We start from the raw sequence: 21,991 nt of genomic DNA on the forward strand, positions 1-21,991 counted from the left end.
CAGGGCTTCGTTTCAATGAATTTCAGGGATAAAAGTTTATGCTTGTCTTACCAGAACGTTTACTTCATTTTGAAGAACTTCCACAAATCCTTTAGTGATCGCAAACTGGTGTTTTTCTCCTTTGCTATCAGTCACCTGCACTGTTCCAACCGTAAGCGAAGATACAACAGGTGCATGTTTTTCCAAAATTTCAAACTGGCCCTGGGTACCGGGTACTTTAACGGATTTTGCGTCGCCTTCAAACAGCTGACTGGTCGGAGTAAGAATGTAAACCTTCATTTTAATTATTAGCTTCTGCCAGCAATTTTTTACCTTTTTCGATCGCATCGTCTATGGTTCCAACAAGGTTGAATGCTGCTTCCGGATACTCATCGACTTCCCCATCCATGATCATATTGAAGCCGCGAATGGTTTCTTCGATTGGAACAAATACCCCTTTCAAACCGGTAAACTGCTCTGCCACGTGGAAGGGTTGAGACAAGAAACGCTGAACTCTCCTGGCGCGATGGACAACCAGTTTATCTTCTTCTGAAAGTTCCTCCATACCAAGGATGGCGATGATGTCCAGCAATTCATTATAACGTTGCAATATTCCTTTTACGCGCTGGGCAGTATTGTAATGCAATTCTCCGATAACCAGGGGATCCAAAATCCGTGAGGTAGAGTCCAGGGGATCTACTGCAGGGTAAATACCAAGGGCAGCGATTTTACGGCTCAATACAGTTGTGGCATCGAGATGCGCAAAAGTAGTAGCCGGTGCTGGGTCGGTAAGGTCATCTGCGGGGACGTAAACCGCCTGAACAGAAGTAATCGATCCTCTTTTTGTTGAGGTGATCCGTTCCTGCATCAAGCCCATTTCTGTCGCCAGTGTAGGTTGGTATCCTACCGCTGAAGGCATACGACCCAACAATGCCGATACCTCAGAACCTGCCTGAGTGAACCGGAATATATTATCGATAAAAAATAAGATGTCTTTTCCACCAGCCGGATCATTTAAATCACCGTCGCGGAAATATTCGGCTACAGTCAATCCCGATAAGGCTACACGTGCGCGGGCTCCGGGAGGTTCGTTCATCTGTCCGAAAATAAATGTTGCTTTGGAATCTCTCAAGCCTTCCATATCCACTTTGCTCAAATCCCAGCCTCCGGCTTCCATGCTGTGTTTGAATTCTTCGCCGTATTTGATAATTCCGGCTTCGATCATCTCCCTCAAAAGGTCATTTCCTTCGCGGGTTCTTTCTCCAACACCGGCAAATACCGACAAGCCGCCATATCCTTTGGCGATGTTGTTGATCAATTCCTGGATCAATACCGTTTTACCTACCCCAGCACCACCAAACAATCCGATCTTTCCTCCTTTCGCATAGGGTTCAATCAGGTCAATGACCTTGATCCCGGTAAAAAGGACCTCTGTTTCTGTAGAAAGATCTTCGTAGGTAGGTGGCTTTTTATGTATGGAATAAGCTTGTTTCTTTTCAACGGTTTTCAATCCGTCTATACTTTGGCCCACTACATTGAACAATCTTCCTTTGATATCTTCGCCAACGGGCATCGAAATGGTTTCGCCAAGATCCACGACCTCAGCGCCCCTGGTAAGGCCGTCAGTTGAATCCATGGCAATGGCCCTGACGCTGTCTTCGCCAAGGTGCTGTTGAACTTCGAGGATGAGATCTTCCTTTCCCTGCCTTTTAATGCAGAGTGCGCTGTAAATTTCGGGAAGATGAGACCCTTCTGCTGAAAAACTCACATCCACAACAGGACCAATGATTTGCGATACGCGACCTACGTTTGCCATAACGAATTTTTTCTATGATTTTTTAAAAGACGCGCAAATATATGTACATCTTTGCCTACTATCAAAAACATTGACAAAGCCTTGACAAGTCATTTATACCAGAACCCGGTCGACATATTTGGGGATCTGGGTTCCATGCTCAGGGATGGAACGGAGCCAGACGATTTGAGCCGTTTTTCAGAAAGACTTATGGAGGCAGGACTGCTTTACAAAGCAGCGGCTGTTAAAAAATTAGATCCACTGCAAATTCTGAAGCCCGACGACCAATGGGTTTTACCCGGCATTCAGAAGCTTATTGAGGAGTCTTTGGAAAATGGATTTCCGGAATTAGTCATCGAGTGGGCCATATTATTGAAAAAGAAAGGGAAGGTATTGCCGGCAAATGTCCTGACTATGGTTATGAGGCATTTTTCAAAAAACCCGGACCAGGCTGTACTTATCAGCAAGGTGTTGGGGCCCAGAGGAAATATATTAGCTGCAAATTTTGGTGAGTTTGCACTTTTCGACGAATTAAAATGGAAAGACCCACTTTCATACAAATTGAAGGTTCAAAGAAAAACTGCATTTGAAATGCTGAGGGATCTCCATCCGGATCAGGCACTTCAGTATCTGATCGACCGCTTTTCAAATTTGAATGAAGAGGATAAAAGAAAATTCCTGGAATGTATAATCACAAGTTACCGGGAATCAGACAATTTATTACTGGATCTGCTCTCCCGGTCCAAAAGCCAGACTTCGCAGGCCCTGTATCTAAACCTGCTTCTTTTATCTGATCGGGAATTTTATGTTTTTCATCTTCAGGAATTCACAAGCAAACTGAATACCGGACAACTCTCCTCTTTTAGGTTTGAACTCCCGGGAAAAACGCAGAACCAATTATCCCAGGAATGGATTTGGTCAAATATTTCACCGGATCTGATTCTAGAAGCAAAGGCAGAGAATCAGGTATTCGAATATCTGAAGCAACATCAATTGGAATCAGATTTTGTAAAGGTGTTCAGATTTTATCCCCAAACTGAACTCAGGAATCATTTCTTCAAATGGCTGGTTCGGAACCATCAACTCACTGAGAATTTCCCGGTAGAACAACTGAGCTTCGGTATGGACTTTCATTCCTTCAATTCCTGTTGTCAATATTGGCTCGATACATCAAAGGATAAAATTGATCTGGAAGCATTTTACAAGGCCAGCCGGCATCCACGTCACTTCTGGTCTGATCAAATCTGCCGGGCTCTGGTGGCTTTAGCGGAAATACCCTCGATTCAAAAAAAATACGACATGGATGTGTTCTGGCAAATGTCTGCCTTTAAAATTAATCCAAATTCAGAATTCATCGGACAATTGCCCGAGTCCTGCCGCTTTTATATCAATGAAGAGTTGAATTTTGAACAGGTCATCCGATTCCGGAAGTGGATCAGGGTTGGAAGTTAACAGTTAACAGCTAACAGTTAGCAGTTCTCAGTTCTCAGTTCTCAATTCTCAGTTAACAGTTCTCAGTTAACAGTTCTCAGTTCTCAGTTCACAGTTCTCAGTTAACAGTTCTCAGTTCTCAGTTCTCAGTCCCGATGTGAGGGGTATTTTTAGTGAGCAAAAACTTGAATATGCCGGGATCAGATGTTAGATGTTAGATGTTAGATGTAAACTAACAAACGTTCGTTAGTTCATATAATTTCTCTATTCTCTTTACTCTTTACTCTTTTGGCTTTTCGCTATTCCTCCGAATCCTTCGTGGTTGCTTTATATTCACTGATCAGTCTTTGCTGGATATCTGGTGTGACCGGTGCATATTCGTTGAAATGCAATGAAAACTTGGCACGGCCCTGTGTCATAGATCGCAGGCTCGATGAGTAGTTGTGCATTTCAGACAGTGGAACTTTCGCTTTGATTTTTTTATAGTGTCCTTCGGAATCCATTCCCAGAATGATGGCTCTTCTTGTTTGCAAATCGCCCATGATATCGCCCATGGCGTCATCCTGACAAAGGATTTCGAGTTCATAAACCGGCTCAAGAATCTGTGGAGCCGCGGTATGGAATGAATCTTTGAAGGCCATGGTACCTGCTATTTGGAAAGCCATATCGTTGCTGTCGACCGGGTGCATTTTGCCATCGAAAACGGAAACGCGGATGTCGGTGCAATATGATCCGGTGAGCGGACCTTCGATCATCTTATTCATGATTCCCTTTTTAATGGCCGTTGAGAATTTTGTATCGATAGAACCCCCAACGATGCACCAGTAAAAGGCGAGTTTTCCTCCCCAGGGCAGTTCTTCGCTTTCCCTGTTGCGTACAGTGAGCCCGGCAGGGTCTCCAATTCCCTCGTGCCAGGGTTCTACCCGCATGTGGACCTCCGCAAATTGTCCGGCACCACCCGATTGTTTTTTATGCCTGTAGCTGGTGTCTGATGCTTTGGTAATAGTTTCCAGATAAGGAATTCTCGGCTTGAGATATTCGATATGCAGATTGTGCAGTTTTTCGATCCGGTATTTTAACAGGTCGAGATGCAATTGGCCCTGTCCATGCAGGATGTTTTGTTTTAATCTTTGAGACTGTTCGAGGATCAGAGTTGGATCTTCTTCCTGAATATCGTGAACGGCCTTGATCAGTTTTTCAAGATCGTTTTTATTATCGGTTGAAATCGCAACGCGGATTCTGGGTTCTGGAAAAGGAATGGGTTCTACCTGTACGTCTTGTCCTTTCACACTCAGTGTGTTGTTGGTGTGGCTGTCTCTTAGTTTAACAACGACTCCAAGATCGCCAGCTACCAGCTCAGATACGGCCTCTCTTGTTTTACCGTTGGAAACAAAAATCTGATTGAGTCTCTCGGAGTTGCGGTTAGAATTATTTACCAGCTCGTCACCGGTTTTGATTTTTCCGCTGTAAACTTTGAAGTACGATACTTTACCGACTTTGGGTTCGCTCATCGTCTTATAAATGAAAACTACCGCAGGTCCATTTGCATTCACCGCCAGCTCACCATTGGTTAGTTTAGCAGGAGGCCTGTCTGCCGGAGAAGGACAAACGTCATTGATAAAACCCATGATGCGTCCGCTGCCCATATTTTTAACGGCACTGGCACAAAAGACCGGGAAAATACTACGGGCTGCAATACCTTTTCGAAGACCATCTGCCAATTCCGATTCTTCCAGCGTACCGGTAGCGAAGTAATGGTCCATCAAGGTATCGTCATTTTCTGCAGCGGCTTCAACAATAGCGTTGTGCAATTCTTTTGCTCTTGTCATGTGTTCGTCCGGGATATCTTTTTTCTGTGGTTTACCTCCGTCTGCAGAGAATTCGTACATAACCATCCTCAAAGCATCGACGATGCAATTGAAAGAGGTACCGGGATTGACAGGAAATTGAAAAGGAATTAATTTATTGCCAAATCGATCCCGAGCCTGCTCGAGCGAAGAGTCAAAATCGGCTTTTTCGTGATCGCATTGGTTCATCACAAAAAACATCGGGAGATGAAATTTATCGGCATACTCCCAGATCAGTTCTGTACCAACCTCGACTCCATGTGCAGCATTGATGACCATTAATCCCAGGTCAGCTACTTTCATGGAAGACATCGTTTCTCCCACAAAATCATCGGAACCGGGCGTATCGATGATATTGATTTTTGATTCTTTCCAGCTTACGTGCATCAACTTACTGAATAAACTGGATTTGCGCTCCTGTTCTATGTCTGAAAAATCAGAAACCGTATTTCCTGCTTCCACCGTTCCCCTGCGCGTAATGGCTTTGGCTTCGTATAACATGCTTTCAATCAGGCTGGTTTTGCCACTGTGAGAGTGGCCCAGCAAAACGACATTCCTGATGTGTTTGGGATCCTGGCTCATACCTTTTATTTTATGGTTTTCAAATTAGATTGCAACAAGTTATTTGATTTGCTCAAACTAAAAAAAATTATTCGCTAATTATTTTTAAATGATAATCAGTTTTATTGTATATCTCCCTGAATTACAGAAAGTCTGGTAAAAGCTTTCAAATAAAAAACAATTCAATTTTGAACCGATGCGATTAAAAATTATGGAATCTGATCTCCTCAATCGCAAAATGAGTAAGAAGAAGTCGAGACCTGATATTAGAGGTATTGGTTCCTGATTTGGTTTGTTTAAGCTATTTTAAACCAATTACAAATGAGTTCAATGCCAGGTTGTGTAAAAAATGTGTGAATTTTTTAAGGTTTTTGTGAAACAAGATTGGCATAAATGTAATTTATAATATTGATAATGAATAAATAATAGATATAAAATTTTTTTATATAAAGCCGGATTCCATCCCGGTACTTTATTTTTATTGTTCCGATTAACTGATTTTATATATTTTTGCAGTCCATTTTTAAAGACCTCAGGTATATGATAGCAATAGTGAACATCGCAGGGCAACAATTCAAATGCAGTTCCGGTCAAAAACTTTTTGTGCACAGACTGGATGCTGACCGTGGTGCCAAGATCAATTTAGACCAGGTTTTGATGCTGATCAATGGCGATCAAACAACGGTGGGCACACCGGTCGTTCAGGGTGCACAGATCTCCGCTAAAGTTCTGGATCATGTAAAAGGCGACAAACTGATCGTTTATAAAAAGAAAAGAAGAAAGGGTTACGAAAAAAAGAATGGCCACCGCCAGAGTTTTACCCAAATTGAAATCGAATCTATTCAAGCTTAATCCATAAATTTCTCAAGCCATGGCACATAAAAAAGGGGAAGGTAGTACGAGTAACGGTCGCGATAGTAACAGCAAACGCCTGGGTATCAAATTATTCGGGGGCCAGCAAGCCATCGCTGGCAATATCATTGTTCGTCAGAGAGGAACGAGATTCCATCCGGGGCAAAATGTGGGGATTGGTAAAGATTTTACCTTATTCGCATTAAAACCGGGCACGGTTACCTATAAAAAGACACGCCAGGACAGAACCGTTGTTGAGGTTCTTTAATTTTCACTGATCAGTTATCTTGATGGGCTGTCAAAGTGAAATCACTTTGAGTTTTCCTGCAGGCACCCATCCCAAATCGTATTCAGGGGTTTGAACTTTTATCCAATCGCCTATTTGCATGGATTTCACCAATTTGGTGCCGGGTTTCAGATCGTATAAATCCGGACTCATCCCATCCGGCGATTTTTTCAAACTGCATTTTTCCATCAAAAGAAATTCATTTGTGCTGTTCAATAAATATTCCCGGTGCATGGCCAATAACAATCCAATAAAACCAATCGCAAAAAAAACCAATTTTAATTTGCGCAATCGAAACAGGAAATCGGGTAATGGAGTGAAGTATTTCAAATAAATCCCTATACTAAAAATAACAGCCGCGGTAAAAATCCAACCAAGCGGATAAAACGAATAAAGTAAATTAAAATATACATCCGACATTTTGTTTCCCGGTAATTCAAAGGTCTCAATACCTAATGATTTTTGTGTTGCTTTTCGCATTTCAATGCAATCCACACATTTGGGATCATACTTCAAAGATTTTTCAAAATAATAGATAGCCTGAATGTGAGCTCCAAGATTGCGATGACACATCCCCATATTGAAATACAACTCTTTATTTTTATTGCCTTTTAATTCGAGACTTGAAAATTCGGAAAGTGCATCTTTATATTTTCCTTCGAGATACCATTGCATGGCAGAATTTCCCATACAGCTCAAACTGAATGATATAAACAGCAGCATATGAAAATATCTAAACAAGTTCAATTCCATTTTATAATAGCTTCCAATGATTCCGGTTTTTCCTGATATCTGGGTGAATAACCTTCCAGAAATTTTTTCTTTCCTTCACTTAAGGGTAAAATTTGGCCTTGAGGTTTTATAAAGAAATCGATGAAATCAACTTTTTTATCTTCATTAAATTGAAATTTCATTTGGCTGCACTGAATAATATTGGTTCCTAAAAAGGCATCCTCCCCATCTTTAATAAAATAAACTGATTCGGCATTGCCTTCAACATACATGTATTCAATTTTTTTATGTTCAAAATGACCTTGAATGGATCTCCCTTTGATTTGATTATCGATCACTTCAAACTCGCGGTTGATGATGAAGCCATTTGGCGACAGGTAAAAATCTTTCATGGACTTATTTTGAAGAACTAATCGAATGGTATCTCCGGTCATTTGTGAACTGTCTGACCACATGACAGGATGATCGTACAAATAGAAAGTGGAGTCTTGCCCGGAGAAGTATAACGAATCACATGTGCCGCGCAATTGTTCACTCCAGATCTTTACCTTCCCCCAGGCGCTGATGGTCTGGAAACTGTCTGAACCCATTTTTAGTTGTTCCGAAAATAAACTGTCGGCTGCCAGGTACAAAGAATCGTTGTCGAAAAGAATTACAAAATAGGGCCTTCTGTGGCGTCCGATAGCCGAAAACATTTTACGACTTTTACTGTAACTGAATGAATCGCAGACAATGCTGTAGCCTTCAGCGGTATCAGTTACCACAACGGCGCCATTGGCCGTGCCTAAATCCTTTTTGCCATCGTATTTTAAACTGGATGCCTGAATTTCTCTTCCGGATTCGAGAACGCGCGGATTCCCTCGAACTTTTAAAGATTTTGTATATCTGTTGTATTCGATGATCTGACCTTCCAAAATCCGCTCTCCCTCTTTATAAAAGGCATTTTCATAAAGCAAGACGTCGCCATTGGCTTCATTGAAAATGATACTGTCTGCTTTGGCTTCCTGTGTTTCGTCTTTGATGTTTGCCTGACCAACGAGCGTGACTACTTTATTTAAAGCATCGTGATAGATATGTCGTGCATCTGCACGTTGAGAACCTTTGATGTATCTGGGTGAATTTCCGAAATAAGATTTTTGTTGCTCGGTCAGGTAATATCCCTGATCGGTATAAATTTGAAGGGAATCCTGTTCGATAAGCGTAGGTCCTATAAATACAACTTTTTTTTCGCGAGTCTGATACAGCAAAGTATCAGAAAGCAATTTCATACGGTCTTGAAGTAAAACAACTACGCTGTCTTTGAAAAAAGCTTCTCCAGTTTTGGCGTGGTAATATCCTTTTTTACTTCTCAATTTTGCTTGTTCTGAATACAGAATTCCGCCGCTCTGATAATTTGAAATGCGGGAATTTAAATCGTACTCTATGGCTTCGGTAAATAGTTGCTGGTCCTTGTGTTTAAGTACAATATTTCCTTTGAAATTGGCAAGGCGTTTGTCTCCATCGTAATACAAACTGTCGCCAAAAAGCTGGAGGCTGTCTCCTTCGATGATGCGCACATGGCCCATGGCGGTCACTTTGTTGGAATCGATCATTGCTGAATCGCAAAGCAAATAACTACCCCTGTGTTTGACCAGTACATCTTTTGACAAATATTGCAATTCTCTTCCGCGGTACCTCTCAAACCGAAAAACATCTGCATGAATCACCTGTACTTTTCGGTCGGTAGTATCCAATTGCTGCGCTTGCAAACAATTGTTAGCCAAAATCAGAATGGTTGCCAAAAAAAATTTGAAGTAATGCATCCTTAGGTTAAGGCTTTGATTTGGTTTAATTGGTTCAACAACATATGCGAAGCTTCTTCTCCGGCGAGACTTGCCAGAGCCACACCCATGCCGCCCATTCTGACAGCTATCCCCGTATGCCTGGTAATCATGTTTATGATGGGTTTCTTTTCGGGACCCAATCCCATTATTCCTGTCCAATGTTGAACATAACGATAATCTGTACCATTCAGAATATGTGTTTCGGCAAATTCAAGTAATTTTTTTTCAATTTGCTTATTTATCAGAAACTCCGTTGTGAATTCATTATTTAGATCCCAATGCCGGCCTCCACCGATCAACAAGTGTTTGTCGATTTCCCGGAAGTAAATGAATCCTCTGTCAACATGAAAACATCCCCGGATTTTTAAATCCAGATCCGGTTTTATAATAAGCACAGCATTCCTTGCGGCCTGTACTTCAATTTCAGGAAACAACTGTTTTGTAAATCCGTTGGTGCAAAAGCATAATAACTTGCTTTCAAAACGGAGGTCATTTTGAAGCAATATTTCAACCGAATCCGGGTGTTCAGTCCACCTTGCAATTCCTGTCCCGTAAAGAATTTTACCGCCGAGTGTCCGAAAAAGTCCATTTAAACTTTCTAAAGTTTTGACCGGGTCAATGCATGCTTCCCAATCATTGCAAATGATGGCTTCAAATCCTTTAAGATTAAATTCTTTGAGCTGCTCATTTTTAAAATAGAAATAATTTTTCAAACCGGTCAGGGCTTCAATTCCTTGATTTAAATTTTCCAGTAAGGCTTGTGTTATGTTCGTTTGATCTGTATTTAAAACCAACTCAAAGCCGCCATCTGGCCGGTAGTCCATTCCGGAGGTTGGAATTCTCCGGATTAATTTTTGGATGCCCTGGTATCTTTTTGCAAATAAATCAAAAACATCCTCTGCTGGCCTGTCTTTTAGGTCATCCAACAATTCTCCCGCACTTCCAAAGCAGGCAAAACCTGCGTTTCTTGTACTGGCCCCGAGAGGGAAAATACCTCTGTCGAGAATCAGAATGTTGAGTTCAGGATTTTTTTCAAGCAATGAAATGCCGGTTGAAAGGCCCACCAAGCCGGCTCCAATAATTGCGATGTCGACATTTTCAAAAAAATGCTTCTTTTCCCAATAACTCAGCGATTCCATCCCGCAAAAATACGCGATTTCATTGCCGGAAACCGATAGGTCTCGATGGGAATAAGTATTTTCGACCCAAAATTAATTATGATTCAACGCATTCAAACACTATGGTTGTTCTTGGCCGGAGTTTGCTTTTTGGCGCAATGGAAACCAGGTATGGAGTTGGCAAGCACCCCAACGGAAGGATTGTCTGTTTTTGCAGATAAAATCTATTTCTGCAGTGAAAGTTATGTAGTATTGATTGGTTCAGGAGTTTCGGGCATTTTGGCACTAATTGCTATCTTTCTCTATAACGAGCGGGTCATGCAAATCTTATTGGTAGCAGTTTCCAGCCTTATTCAAATGATCATGGGTATCGGGATCCCTTTTTACATCATCAACAAAGCGGGAAAAATAAATCAGTTTGAACCAGGAATGGGTCTTTGGCTGTCTGGCCTCGGTTTGTTTCTCTGCTGGTTGGCCACAAGATCGATCCGAAAAGATGATACACTGATAAAATCAATGGACAGACTGCGTTAAAAAGATAGAAATTGGATGGAATTGTTTCTAAAACCGCTCTTGTAATCTTTGTCAAAAATCTTGTTCCCGGAAGGGTTAAGACAAGAATTGCATCCCAATCATCTGACGAAAATGCTTGCCATGTTTATGAAGCATTACAAAGAATTACAGCAACCGTATGCAATGTCTATGATGGACCCAAATATCTGTATTACAGTGATTTTATCGCTGATCAGGATTTGTGGAGTTCAAACATATATACCAAAAAAGCACAAAGCGGTGTTGATTTAGGATCCAGAATGCTGCATGCATTTGAAGAGATACTTGCGGTACATGATTCCGCAATGATTATTGGAAGCGATTGCCCCTATTTAAAATCGGAAGACCTGATTCGGGCTGGAAAGGATTTGGAGAATAGTGATCTTGTTTTAGGCCCGGCAGGCGATGGCGGATTTTATCTGATCGGCTCCAAAAATTCACATCCGGAGTTGTTGTTAAACCGGGAATGGAGCCAGCCAAATGTTTTTGGCTTAACAGCCCGGATCGCCACCAAGCTGGGATTAAAAACTTCCGTTTTGAGGATGTTGTGGGATATCGATACCCTGGCGGACTGGCAGTTTTACCTGCAGTACAACAGCCCTGGATCAAAACGTTAAAATAAATGAAGGGAACAAGCTTTTTATGGAATGAGCAGGGAGTTTCTGTATCTTTCGGCTTTAAAGATTTTTGCATGAAATTATCACTAAAGATTTTTGTATTCGTCCTTGGATTTTCTTGTCTCGGGAATTTGCATGCACAGGACCTGCACTTTACCCAATTTGAGTTCACACCTGCCTTAATCAATCCCGGCCAGACCGGAAATTTCAATGGCACTTACAGGATTAGTGGTATATACAGAGATCAATCTGTTTCGCCCAGTGGATTTACTGCCGACTTCAAGACCCCATACATTACCATTGACGTCAATTTTGGATTTGCATTCAGAAAAAAAGACTGGACCTCTTTGGGTATTAGTTTTTTCGATGATCGTTCGGGCGACATCAATATAGGTAAAGGAGGATTCCTGGCTTCCGGTGCTTACCATTTCGCTATGGCTGGAGGTGACCTGGCTTTGGGTGCACAGTTTGGGAGCATTAGCTTTGAAACTAAAAATCCGGAGAAAGCAATTTTTTACGATCAGCTTCAATCTGGAAGCAGCAGTTCACAGGATCTTCAGAAATTGCAACAGGGGAAGGGCAGCTTTAAGGACCTTTCTGCCGGCCTGGCTCTGAGTGTGCCTGTCAGTGTCAAGAAACACGGACTGAAGGTTGGATTTGCTTTGAACCATCTCAACAAACCCACGGTGAGCGTTTTGGGATCAGGTGGCGATAAATTGGGAATGTTGCTCAATGTGCACAGTTCACTCCAATACCACCTGAATGAAAAAATTGATGTCATTCCCACTGTCTATTTCAGGAGCCTTGAAAAAAATAAGGAAACGATCGGTCAGTGCATGCTGAGTTATTTATACGATGTCGAGAAAAAAGTACGTTTGAACGCCGGTTTGGGTTATCGTTTTGGCGATGCTTTGCAAATTATGGCCGGAATGGAATATGGAAAAATAAAGGCGCAAATTGGTTACGATCAGACTCTCGGCGATCTTAAAGATGCCAAGGATCCTGCAGGATTCGGAGCACTTGAAATCGGCATCAGCTATACAGGCGCGATTGTCAAAAAACCAAATCCGAAACCAAAAGTATTTTGTCCACGTTTTTAATAAAGGGCTTCATTTCAGTACGCGATCATGTTAAATTTTCATTCAGGTAAAATGTGTTTTATGAAGTGTAAATTATTTTTTTCAGCACTGTTGATTTTGTCTACTGTCTTTATTCTGCAGGCGCAACCTGCAACGGGAAATACACCTGACGCATTGGTAAGATCGGGTGATGAACAGATTGAAAAAGGGCAGTACTACAGGGCACTCGAACAGTACGAAAAAGCTTACAAGGAAATAAAGGAAAGGGATATTGCCGTAAAAATAGCCAAAGCTCATCTGTTGTTGAGAGATTACAATAAAGCTTCTGTGTGGTTTGGCCGAGTGTTATCCCGGGATCGAGCCAATAAGTATAATGAATACCGGTTTGATTATGGAATTTCTTTAAAGATGAACGAAGCTTATACAGAAGCAGCCGAAGAATTTAAAAAATATATAGAAAACGGTAGTGATGAATTATTGAAAAAACAGGCGCAGACAGAACTCGAAGGGATTGAACTCCGTGCTAATTTAAAAGAGAACGTAGGCATCGAAGTTAAGAATGCCGGAAAAAATATCAATACTCCTGAATCGCAAAGCGGACCTGCAATCGATAAGGAGGGACTCTTGTATTTTGGATCTCTCGATGCGAAAGACGAAAAGAAATCCAAAAAAGGCAACCAGAAAAAAGACGACAAAAGAAAAACGGATAAAGATGGAGAAGCACTCAAAGAAGATGAAACGAAATCAGAAGATGATCCGGCAGCTTATATGAAAATTTACCAGGCTTCTTTTGCTGAAGGCAAAGGATGGCAAAAAGCTGAAATCTTACCAGAACTGATCAACAGAAACGGATACCACAGTGCCAATGTCAGTTTTTCAAAAGACGGGCAAACCATGTTTTTCACAAGGGCAATTTCCGAAGGAGGTTTTATGGAAGAAAGTAAGATCTATGCTTCGACAAAAACAGCTACAGGCTGGAGTCCTGCTATAGAAGTTAAAGGCGTCAATGGAGATTATCTCGCCAGACATCCTGTTGAAGGAGAACTATATGGAAATCGGGTATTGTTGTTTTCAGCCAATATACCTGGCGGAAAAGGCGGTTTTGATCTTTATTATGCTACAAAAATCGGAGAAGCAGAATACAATGCGCCGGTGAATATTGCCGGACTCAATACAGGAGCTGACGAATGGAGTCCATACATGGTTGAAGGAATGATGTACTTCAGCTCCAATGGCTGGCCGGGTATTGGTGGTTTTGATGTTTTTCAAACCCGTTGGACCGGTTCAGACTGGACCAAACCGGAAAATATGGGCATACCGGTAAATTCGAGTGTTGATGATTTGTTTTATAAATTATCTCCTTCCGGAGAAAGAGCTGTTATTGTTTCCAACAGGGCACATCCGGATTCCAAATCTTTGAAAAGCAAAACCTGCTGTGATGATATCTATTTTATCGAAAAAAGAAAACTGGTCATCGATTTGACAACCATTGTATTGGATGAAAAGAAAAAAGGAATCAAAGGGGCCACCGCCCAGCTCATCGAAATGAAGACTGGAAAGGATGGAGAAATTCAAAGCAAATCCAATTCACAAGGCAATGAAATTTCTCATTTACTCGATAAGGACAAAAATTATAAGGTGGTAGTCAGTAAAGAGGGATATTTTCCTGCAGAATTTGAATTGAATACGGTAGGTATAGAAAAAGATCAAAGCATTAAAAAAGAAGTGGTATTGCGTGTATTGCCTCCGGAATCAGATGTTGAAATTGTGACCATTAATGAACCAATCCGGTTAAATAAAATTTATTACGATTTTGACGACGATAAAATATTACCCGATGCTGAAAAAGATCTAGGATATTTAAAGGAGTTGATGGACAAATATCCGGACATGGTCATTGAACTCAGTTCTCATACCGATTCAAGAGGTAATGACGACTACAATGAGAAACTTTCGCAGCGCAGAGCCAATTCTGCAAAAAAATGGCTGATGGGTAAAAAAGTCAGTGCACAACGCATCGTAGCCAAAGGTTATGGGGAAGATAAAATTCTTAATCATTGCAATAATGGAGAAGATTGTACCGAAGAAGAGCATCGGTTTAACAGACGTACAGAGTTTAAAATTCTTTCTGGCCCTACAACTATTGAAGTAAGGAAAGAAGTCATGAATAAGAAATCCAAAGGAAAATAAAGTACTTCTTTAGATTCATTTATTTTTACAGAGAGGATTTAAGAAAATTAAACCAATGACGATGTATTCAGGCTCTGTTGCTATGCCGGTATTCAAAATTTGGACCTTCCGTGTTGTTGGATTTTTATTGTTCGTATCCTGTACTGCCGGAAAACAAGCCATCAGCGATCAATCCAATGGAAATGAATCAGCTTTAATCGAGGGAGCTCCACAGGTTCAGGCACCCTTTGCTGCAAAAATCCAGTTTGATTCCAGCAGTTATCATTTTGGAACCATTAAAAAAGGAGGAATCGTTTACCGTGAATTGAATTTTACAAATCAGGGTGATTCGGACTTAGATATTCAGCTGATTTCTGCCTGCGAATGCACACAACTCGAATGGCCTCAATTGCCTTTGAAGCCGGGGAGTTCCGGAGTTATCAAAGTGAGATACGATAGCAAAGATAAACTCGGACCTCAGATTGTCGATGTTGAAATATTGGCCAATACAATCCCCGAAGTAACTTATACTAAATTCTATATTTATGTAGAACCCTAGGTTCTGATGATGCGAAATTTTATTTCCGGATTGCATGGAGGCGTGGGGGCCTGTAGGCCTGTAGGCCTGTAGGCATGTAGGCTTTTAGGCCTGTAGTCCCGATAAAATATAGAGAATTATTTCTTTACTAAAATATTATACAATTTTATCGGGATGTAGGCTTGTAGGCCTGGAGGCATGTAGGCTTTTAGGCCATTATCCATTTCCCATTACCCATTAACAATTAATCGTTTTAGCCCTTTTCTAAGCAACTGATTAAATATTTTGGATACCATAGGCTACCCATTCCAGTTTTTTGGTAGTTAGATTAGAAAAAATGATGTATATAAGCTACGATACATCATAAACAATTGAAAATTAAGACTTTATAATTTAATTATTCCAAATATCAGAAATTTTTTGCTTCGTAAACACTCAGGGTAAACCCTGATTTTTTAAAATATATCGTGTAAAATTTGGAAAACTGAATAAGCCCGGCTTAACTTAGTGGCGTATTCTTCCCTTTGTTACTTTAGATCGGTTCCGGTCTAATGCCTCAATCACTATATCTGGTTAGAACTTTTCGACTAAGCCAGCTATACGAGATCTTTTTGAAAACTATTTTAAAATTAACGATCATGAGGCAATTAGTACATTTCAAAGCATCCCAGGTAAACAGCTTGATGGCATTGGTAATTTTTTTACTCACTGCCTGTACTAAAGAGGAAAGAGCGACATTTAGCGATGATGTGAACAAATCCACAGTAGAAAATGGCAGCATTGCTATTGATTGGATGCGTCTTGCCGTAAGCATCACTCCGGAGATACCGGGGTATACCCCTCCGATTGCAGCAAGAGCTTTTGGTTATCTTGGTTTAGGATTGTATGAATCCGTTGCACAGGGCATTGATGGCTATCCCAGCTTTCAAGGCAAACTCAATGGACTATCTTCCCAAAGCCTTCCGGCCATTCATGAAGGTGGGGAAGTGAGTTGGCATTTGGTGGTCAATGAAAGTATGCATTATTTGTTTGGCAAGTTTTACAGAAATGTGAGTCCTGCTACCCGCGAACGGATTGAAGCTTTTTACAACGAACAAAAAAACGTCTATTCAACCGGAGTCCAGCAAGACATTATCGAAAAATCGCTGATGTATGGGGCCATGATGGGAAAAGCGATTTACAATTATTCTGTAACTGATGGCCAGGACCAGGCGTATTTGAACAACTACCCAATTGAATACAGTGTTCCGCAGGGACAAGGATTGTGGGCGCCAACTTCCAACCACATCAAAAGGCCATTGTTGCCTTATTGGGGCGATGTACGCTGCTTTATGCAACATGCCTCCGCTATGGAAATGCCAACACCACCAAATTTTAGCACAGACCCGGGTTCACAGTTTTATGCAAATGCATTGGACGTGCGGAATCGTGTGCGCAATCTGGATGTTAATTCTGAAACCATGGTCAAATTCTGGAACGATGACCAGAACCAATCATTGACTACTGCTGGACACATGATGTCTATACTCAGCGATATTCTAAGTCAGGAATCCAGAGATCTCGCTTTTACTGCAAAGGCTTTCGCTAAATTGGGGCTCTCTCTTCACGATGCTACTGTAGCTGCATGGAAAGTAAAATACAAATACAACATTCTGAGACCGGAAACCTACATCAAAGAAAACATCGACCGCGATTTTCTTCCTTTGGTGGACCCTCAGGCAACTCCGGAATACTCCTCAAGCTCTTCTGCATTAGGTATGGCCAGCGCTGAAGTTCTTAGTGAAATCTTTGGTTTCAATTATGCCTTTACCGATCGCACGCATGAAAACCGGAAAGATATTGATGGAACACCCCGCTCCTTCAAATCCTTCCAACAAATGGCAGATGAAATTGCTTCTTCCTGTCTTTATGGAGGTATTCATTACAGATTTAGTCTCGAAGCGGGCCAAGAACAAGGAGCAGTTATTGGAAAAAATATCAATAAGATAAAAATCTAAACGATTTGATTAAACAGGGTAATTTTCAGGGGTCTTTGTTTCAGAGACCCCTTTTTTTATTTTCCCTATAAATATTTAATTTTCAATAAGTTACAGTAAAATTTTACTTTACTGGCCCACGTAAGCTCTCATGATGGATTCTCCTTGAATAGAAAATCTTTAAGTGCGAATGAAGGGGCAAACCCATCCATCCATTCATCTGGAAAGAGACTGTTCATAAACCGGGAAGGTTATGAATGGTTTCGATGCTTAGCAGTAGAAGTGTGCTTTTTGCCTGGATATCATCAACATTTGTTTCTTTCCCAGACCTCTTTCAAATTTCTATATATTAAAAATATATTTAACATAAAAGAGTCTATAAATTAATATTTTACATAATAATTTCACAAATTCAGCATAAATTCGCAGGTAAAATCAAGCTACCATGCTCATCGATATCCTTTTGGCAATTTTTCTCGGACTCAGTTTTTACCTGGGCTATTCCAAGGGCATAGTCAAGTCTTTTTTTGGAATTATGAGTATCCTGATCGCAACACTTGTTACTTTGAAATTCTCATTTATCCTCATCGCTCTATTGGAAAACATTTCAAGCATAGACCCAAGGCTTGCTCTTGTTCTGGGTTTTCTGTTTACTTTTTTAATTGTAGTTTTTACGATACGGCTCATTGGAAGGGGCTTTGAGAAGTTTTTAGAAACCGCACAAATCAATTTTATAAACAAATTCATTGGAGGCGTAATGAGCGCTGTGATCGTGCTTACGCTTTACAGCTCCATGATCTGGTTCCTCAATCAAATAAGATTTATAGATTCTTCGACAAAAGAAGAGTCGCAAAGTTATTCCTTGTTGGAGTCTTTGCCGGAAAAGACAAAATGGGTCTGGTCTAAAACCAAACCGCTTTTTTCCGAATTTTGGGAAAAGACCAATCACGTTCTGGATAGTGTCGAACTCCCTGCAAGTAAAAGCGATGATACCCATGATAACCAGCTCTGATGGTGATCCTGGAACTGAAACTCCGTTTCTTTGAAACCATTGGGAAATTATCTTTTAAAGAAAGCCACATGATGCGTGATCTCATCAGGAATGAATGGATTCAAATGTAAGCCCTTGCTTTGAAAAACTCGGGGTATATAATATTCTTTATTTCCATTTTGACGTTTTGTACTTATCCCGTTTTCAAGAGCCAACTTGGATCGTGTTCTTTAATAAACTACGGAGTACCCGGTTTTAAAATTGCAAATTTTACTAACATTTGTTAGGGCGTTTCGGTAAAAATCTAAGTACTTAGAAATTAACGGAATGTGAAAAAATAAAGGCCATAAAAAACCCTGAATTCAGCACTTTTTGCGTAAATTCAGGGTAAGTTTAAATAAAATAATGTGGCTAAATTAATAAGCATTCAGAATAATATTCTGAAAATTAATTTCGAGAGTGCCGATCAAAGGTTTGACACATATTATCAGTCCTTTTTAAGAAGTGAATTAGGACTGATCCATCAGGCAATTCCTTGGGATAATCTGTGCCAAATTTTTAGAAAGAATCTGCGCAGGAAGAACCAAAGGGGTAGAAAATCATTTTTTAGTATACAAGGCAAGATTGCGCTGATGTTTTTAAAGCAATACCTGGGGTATTCAGATTCCAAGATCATAGATCGCCTGAATACGGATTATGTTATACAGTTTTTCTGTGGAATTTATCTGAGACCTGAAGATCAAATCAAGGATAAAAAAATAATCAGTCAAATCCGGTGTGAACTGGCACAGGCATTGTCGTTGGATGAAATTCAGATTGAACTTATGAAACACTGGAAACCCCATTTAAAGGATGTACATATAGGTTTGGTTGATGCAACATGTTATGAATCGCAACTTCGATATCCAACCGACGTAAAACTATTATGGGAGTGCTGCGAATGGACATATGGTCAAATGAAGAGAATTTGCAAGCAGTCTAAACAGCGAATACCACGGTCAAAATTCAAGGAACAGCAAGATAAGTACCTATCCTATCAGAAGAAACGAAAGAAGACGTATCAGCAAGCTCAAATTAGAAAGCGCGCATTACTTTATCTACTCAATAAGTTATTGAGTCAAATAGAACAAGTTTACCAAATAGCATCCACACGTGATCTTGTTTTACCTGCTGCCTATGCCAAGAGGATTCAAACGATTCAGACTATCCTGAGTCAGCAGCAGGAACGCTTTGAAACTGGATTGCCTATTAAGGACAGGATAGTAAGTATTGCTAAAAATTATCTTCGCCCAATTGTTCGGGGAAAGGAAACCAAGATCGTAGAATTTGGAGCTAAGGTGAACTGTGTTCAGATTGATGGTATCAATTTTATAGAATACCTAAGCTTCGATGCCTTTAATGAAGGCACTCGATTAGAACAAAGTATATTTTTAGTAAGAAAACTCACAGGGAAGTGCACTCACATAGCGGCGGATCAAATCTATGCCACCAATAAAAACAGATCTTATTGTACAAGCCAGAATATTAAAACAAATTTTACACCTAAAGGCAGACCAGGGCCACTAGAACCCCAGCGCAGTCAAATGCAATCCTTACTTTCTAAAGAAAGAGCAACCAGATTAGAAGGTTCATTCGGAACTGAGAAAGATCACTATGGGTTATCAAAAATAAAAGCCAGAACTGAAGCTAATGAAATTCTTTGCATTTTCTTCGGCATCCATACCGCTAATGCAGTAGACATAGGAAAAAGAATACTTAGATCAAGGCAAACAAAAAAGCCTGCGTAATCCATATTTAATCTAAAGTTATAAACATAACCCAGGCGGAGCTGTCTGAAAAATTCAGCTTTTCAACAACTTTGACCTACTTGTCAACATTTAATAAAAAATATTTCAGAATATTATTCTGTTTTCCAAAAATGGATTGATTAAGCTATGAATTTACCGAAATTCCCTTGTTAGTACGTCCTGCCATCCAATACCAGGTTTCACGAGAATTATTATGAGTAATTCAATTAGTCAGATCGACCGGATTCAATCAGTTGAATTCAACAATTGCCATAACTTGTCCTTGAGCTCTTCCAGGCCTTTATGCTGGACGGAACTGATGAATACAACCGGAAGATCACGTGGCAAATCTTTTTCAATGAGTTCCTTCCATTCAGATTCGACAATATCCATTTTGGTAATGGCCAGCATTCTCGGTTTATCGAGGAGTTCGGGGTTGTATTGTTCGAGTTCATGTTTGAGAACCTCGTAATCGCCTAAGATATTCTGACTGTCGCATGGGATTAAAAATAACAATACGCTGTTTCTTTCAATGTGGCGAATAAATCTCAATCCCAAACCTTTTCCCAGATGTGCATCTTCAATGATGCCGGGGATATCAGCCATAACAAATGATTTGTCATCGCGATAAGAAACAATTCCCAGGTTAGGTACGAGGGTCGTAAAAGCATAATCAGCAATCTTAGGCTTCGCCGCAGAAAGCACGGAAAGCAAAGTTGATTTACCTGCATTGGGAAATCCAACCAGACCAACATCTGCAAGAATTTTGAGTTCCAGGATGATCCAGGCCTCTTGTCCTTCTTCTCCTGGTTGGGCATAATCAGGAGCCTGATGGGTTGGAGATTTGAAAAAGGTATTACCCATTCCGCCACGGCCTCCGGGAAGTAAAATCTTCTCTTCACCATGTTCTGTGATTTCCAGAATTTTTTCTCTTGTTTCGGAGTGAATAGCAACCGTACCCAGTGGAACTTCAATAATTTCGTCTTGACCTTCTGCACCGGTTCTGTTGTTTTCACCCCCGTTTTCTCCGGGTTGCGCATAGATATGTTTCCTGTATTTCAAATGCAACAAGGTCCAAAGTTGAGCATTGCCTCGCAGAATAACGTGGCCTCCACGCGCCCCATTCCCTCCATCAGGCCCTCCTTTCGGGTTGTGTTTGCTTCTGAAAAAATGAACAAAGCCGGCACCTCCTTTACCGGAACGGAAAAGAATTTTCACATAATCTACGAAATTTTGATCGGCCATTGCGTTGGACTATGCGAATAAAGGACTGATTTGTGCACAGAGTCTTTCAGAAATTTCCTCAATACTGCCAACTCCGGGCACTGTTAGCGATTTTCCCGATTCCGCGTAATGTTGATATACGACAGCCGTTTCCGATAAATAAACCTGGAAACGTTTTCTGATAATTTCTTCATTGCTATCGTCGGATCGGCCAGAGGTTAATCCGCGATTCAATAAACGGGATACCACTTCGTTTTCCGGAACGTCCAATGCCAGCAATAAGCTGATTTCTTCGCCATTTTCACATAACATCTCATCCAAAGCCAAAGCTTGTGCTTTCGTTCTTGGAAACCCATCGTAAATAAAGCCCTTTACATCGGGCATCGACGCAACCTTCTTTTTCAACATGGCGATGGTGATTTCATCTGGGACGAGCTGACCTTTACCCATATATTCCAATGCTTTCAAGCCCAATTCTGTTTTTAGTGAAGTTTCATTTCTGAAAAGATCACCTGTTGAGATATGAGACAAGCCAAATGTACCGATGAGTTTTTCGGCCTGGGTGCCCTTCCCACTCCCCGGTGGACCAAATAAAATGATATGAATCATATTTACAATTTAAGCCGCAAAGATA

General features: G+C 40.7%; 19 protein-coding genes. 11 read left to right on the forward strand and 8 right to left on the reverse strand.

Annotation, left to right across the window (positions count from 1 at the left end; all coding sequences use genetic code 11):
* Window positions 1-36 precede the first annotated feature (36 nt).
* On the reverse strand, window positions 37-279 hold the full coding sequence (gene atpC / locus IPM34_03870) for an ATP synthase F1 subunit epsilon (GenBank protein MBK8954678.1): 243 nt from the start codon (window positions 277-279) through the stop codon (window positions 37-39).
* 1 nt (window position 280) lies between these two features.
* Window positions 281-1,795: a F0F1 ATP synthase subunit beta gene (locus IPM34_03875; protein ID MBK8954679.1), complete on the reverse strand. Its 1,515-nt coding sequence runs from the start codon at window positions 1,793-1,795 to the stop codon at window positions 281-283.
* A 51-nt stretch (window positions 1,796-1,846) separates the two neighbouring features.
* On the opposite strand from IPM34_03875, the gene IPM34_03880 reads away from it, so the two are divergent.
* Window positions 1,847-3,226, forward strand: coding sequence for a hypothetical protein (locus IPM34_03880; GenBank protein MBK8954680.1), 1,380 nt, complete (start codon window positions 1,847-1,849; stop codon window positions 3,224-3,226).
* Between the two features lie 278 nt (window positions 3,227-3,504).
* Here IPM34_03880 and IPM34_03885 read toward each other — a convergent pair whose 3' ends face one another.
* Window positions 3,505-5,634 carry an elongation factor G gene (locus IPM34_03885; GenBank protein MBK8954681.1) on the reverse strand — a complete coding sequence of 710 codons (2,130 nt, stop codon included), beginning with the start codon at window positions 5,632-5,634 and terminating at the stop codon, window positions 3,505-3,507.
* A gap of 519 nt (window positions 5,635-6,153) precedes the next feature.
* On the opposite strand from IPM34_03885, the gene rplU reads away from it, so the two are divergent.
* Window positions 6,154-6,465, forward strand: coding sequence for a 50S ribosomal protein L21 (gene rplU / locus IPM34_03890; GenBank protein ID MBK8954682.1), 312 nt, complete (start codon window positions 6,154-6,156; stop codon window positions 6,463-6,465).
* Between the two features lie 19 nt (window positions 6,466-6,484).
* On the forward strand, window positions 6,485-6,733 hold the full coding sequence (gene rpmA / locus IPM34_03895; GenBank protein ID MBK8954683.1) for a 50S ribosomal protein L27: 249 nt from the start codon (window positions 6,485-6,487) through the stop codon (window positions 6,731-6,733).
* A 30-nt stretch (window positions 6,734-6,763) separates the two neighbouring features.
* Here rpmA and IPM34_03900 read toward each other — a convergent pair whose 3' ends face one another.
* From IPM34_03900 to IPM34_03910, 3 genes are read right to left on the reverse strand one after another with little or no spacing between them, the layout of a single operon-like run.
* Complete coding sequence (locus IPM34_03900; GenBank protein ID MBK8954684.1) at window positions 6,764-7,474, reverse strand: tetratricopeptide repeat protein; 711 nt, start codon at window positions 7,472-7,474, stop codon at window positions 6,764-6,766.
* Between the two features lie 20 nt (window positions 7,475-7,494).
* Complete coding sequence (locus tag IPM34_03905) at window positions 7,495-9,264, reverse strand: hypothetical protein (protein MBK8954685.1); 1,770 nt, start codon at window positions 9,262-9,264, stop codon at window positions 7,495-7,497.
* 23 nt (window positions 9,265-9,287) lie between these two features.
* Window positions 9,288-10,445 (reverse strand): FAD-binding oxidoreductase, encoded by a 1,158-nt coding sequence (locus IPM34_03910; GenBank protein MBK8954686.1) that lies wholly within the window; start codon window positions 10,443-10,445, stop codon window positions 9,288-9,290.
* A gap of 78 nt (window positions 10,446-10,523) precedes the next feature.
* On the opposite strand from IPM34_03910, the gene IPM34_03915 reads away from it, so the two are divergent.
* The 8 genes from IPM34_03915 to IPM34_03950 all read left to right on the forward strand — a co-directional run bounded on the left by IPM34_03915 (window position 10,524) and on the right by IPM34_03950 (window position 20,133).
* Window positions 10,524-10,958 (forward strand): DUF4293 domain-containing protein, encoded by a 435-nt coding sequence (locus tag IPM34_03915; protein ID MBK8954687.1) that lies wholly within the window; start codon window positions 10,524-10,526, stop codon window positions 10,956-10,958.
* A gap of 11 nt (window positions 10,959-10,969) precedes the next feature.
* Window positions 10,970-11,593: a TIGR04282 family arsenosugar biosynthesis glycosyltransferase gene (locus IPM34_03920; protein MBK8954688.1), complete on the forward strand. Its 624-nt coding sequence runs from the start codon at window positions 10,970-10,972 to the stop codon at window positions 11,591-11,593.
* Between the two features lie 74 nt (window positions 11,594-11,667).
* Window positions 11,668-12,693 (forward strand): PorP/SprF family type IX secretion system membrane protein, encoded by a 1,026-nt coding sequence (locus tag IPM34_03925; GenBank protein ID MBK8954689.1) that lies wholly within the window; start codon window positions 11,668-11,670, stop codon window positions 12,691-12,693.
* Between the two features lie 60 nt (window positions 12,694-12,753).
* On the forward strand, window positions 12,754-14,862 hold the full coding sequence (locus tag IPM34_03930; GenBank protein MBK8954690.1) for an OmpA family protein: 2,109 nt from the start codon (window positions 12,754-12,756) through the stop codon (window positions 14,860-14,862).
* Between the two features lie 55 nt (window positions 14,863-14,917).
* The gene (locus IPM34_03935; GenBank protein ID MBK8954691.1) at window positions 14,918-15,400 is read left to right on the forward strand and encodes a DUF1573 domain-containing protein; all 483 of its coding nucleotides are present in this window, start codon (window positions 14,918-14,920) and stop codon (window positions 15,398-15,400) included.
* 617 nt (window positions 15,401-16,017) lie between these two features.
* Window positions 16,018-17,376, forward strand: a complete 1,359-nt coding sequence (locus tag IPM34_03940; protein MBK8954692.1) for a vanadium-dependent haloperoxidase — start codon at window positions 16,018-16,020, stop codon at window positions 17,374-17,376.
* Between the two features lie 424 nt (window positions 17,377-17,800).
* Window positions 17,801-18,367, forward strand: coding sequence for a CvpA family protein (locus IPM34_03945; GenBank protein MBK8954693.1), 567 nt, complete (start codon window positions 17,801-17,803; stop codon window positions 18,365-18,367).
* 386 nt (window positions 18,368-18,753) lie between these two features.
* Window positions 18,754-20,133 carry a transposase gene (locus tag IPM34_03950; GenBank protein ID MBK8954694.1) on the forward strand — a complete coding sequence of 460 codons (1,380 nt, stop codon included), beginning with the start codon at window positions 18,754-18,756 and terminating at the stop codon, window positions 20,131-20,133.
* A gap of 246 nt (window positions 20,134-20,379) precedes the next feature.
* Here the strand turns inward: IPM34_03950 and obgE are convergent, their stop codons facing one another.
* Together obgE and IPM34_03960 are read right to left on the reverse strand one after the other, a co-directional pair.
* The gene (obgE, locus tag IPM34_03955; protein ID MBK8954695.1) at window positions 20,380-21,378 is read right to left on the reverse strand and encodes a GTPase ObgE; all 999 of its coding nucleotides are present in this window, start codon (window positions 21,376-21,378) and stop codon (window positions 20,380-20,382) included.
* A 9-nt stretch (window positions 21,379-21,387) separates the two neighbouring features.
* Window positions 21,388-21,966, reverse strand: a complete 579-nt coding sequence (locus tag IPM34_03960) for an adenylate kinase (GenBank protein MBK8954696.1) — start codon at window positions 21,964-21,966, stop codon at window positions 21,388-21,390.
* Window positions 21,967-21,991 lie beyond the last annotated feature (25 nt).

The sequence above is a fragment of the Saprospiraceae bacterium genome, from assembly GCA_016716185.1.
Taxonomy (GTDB): domain Bacteria; phylum Bacteroidota; class Bacteroidia; order Chitinophagales; family Saprospiraceae; genus Vicinibacter.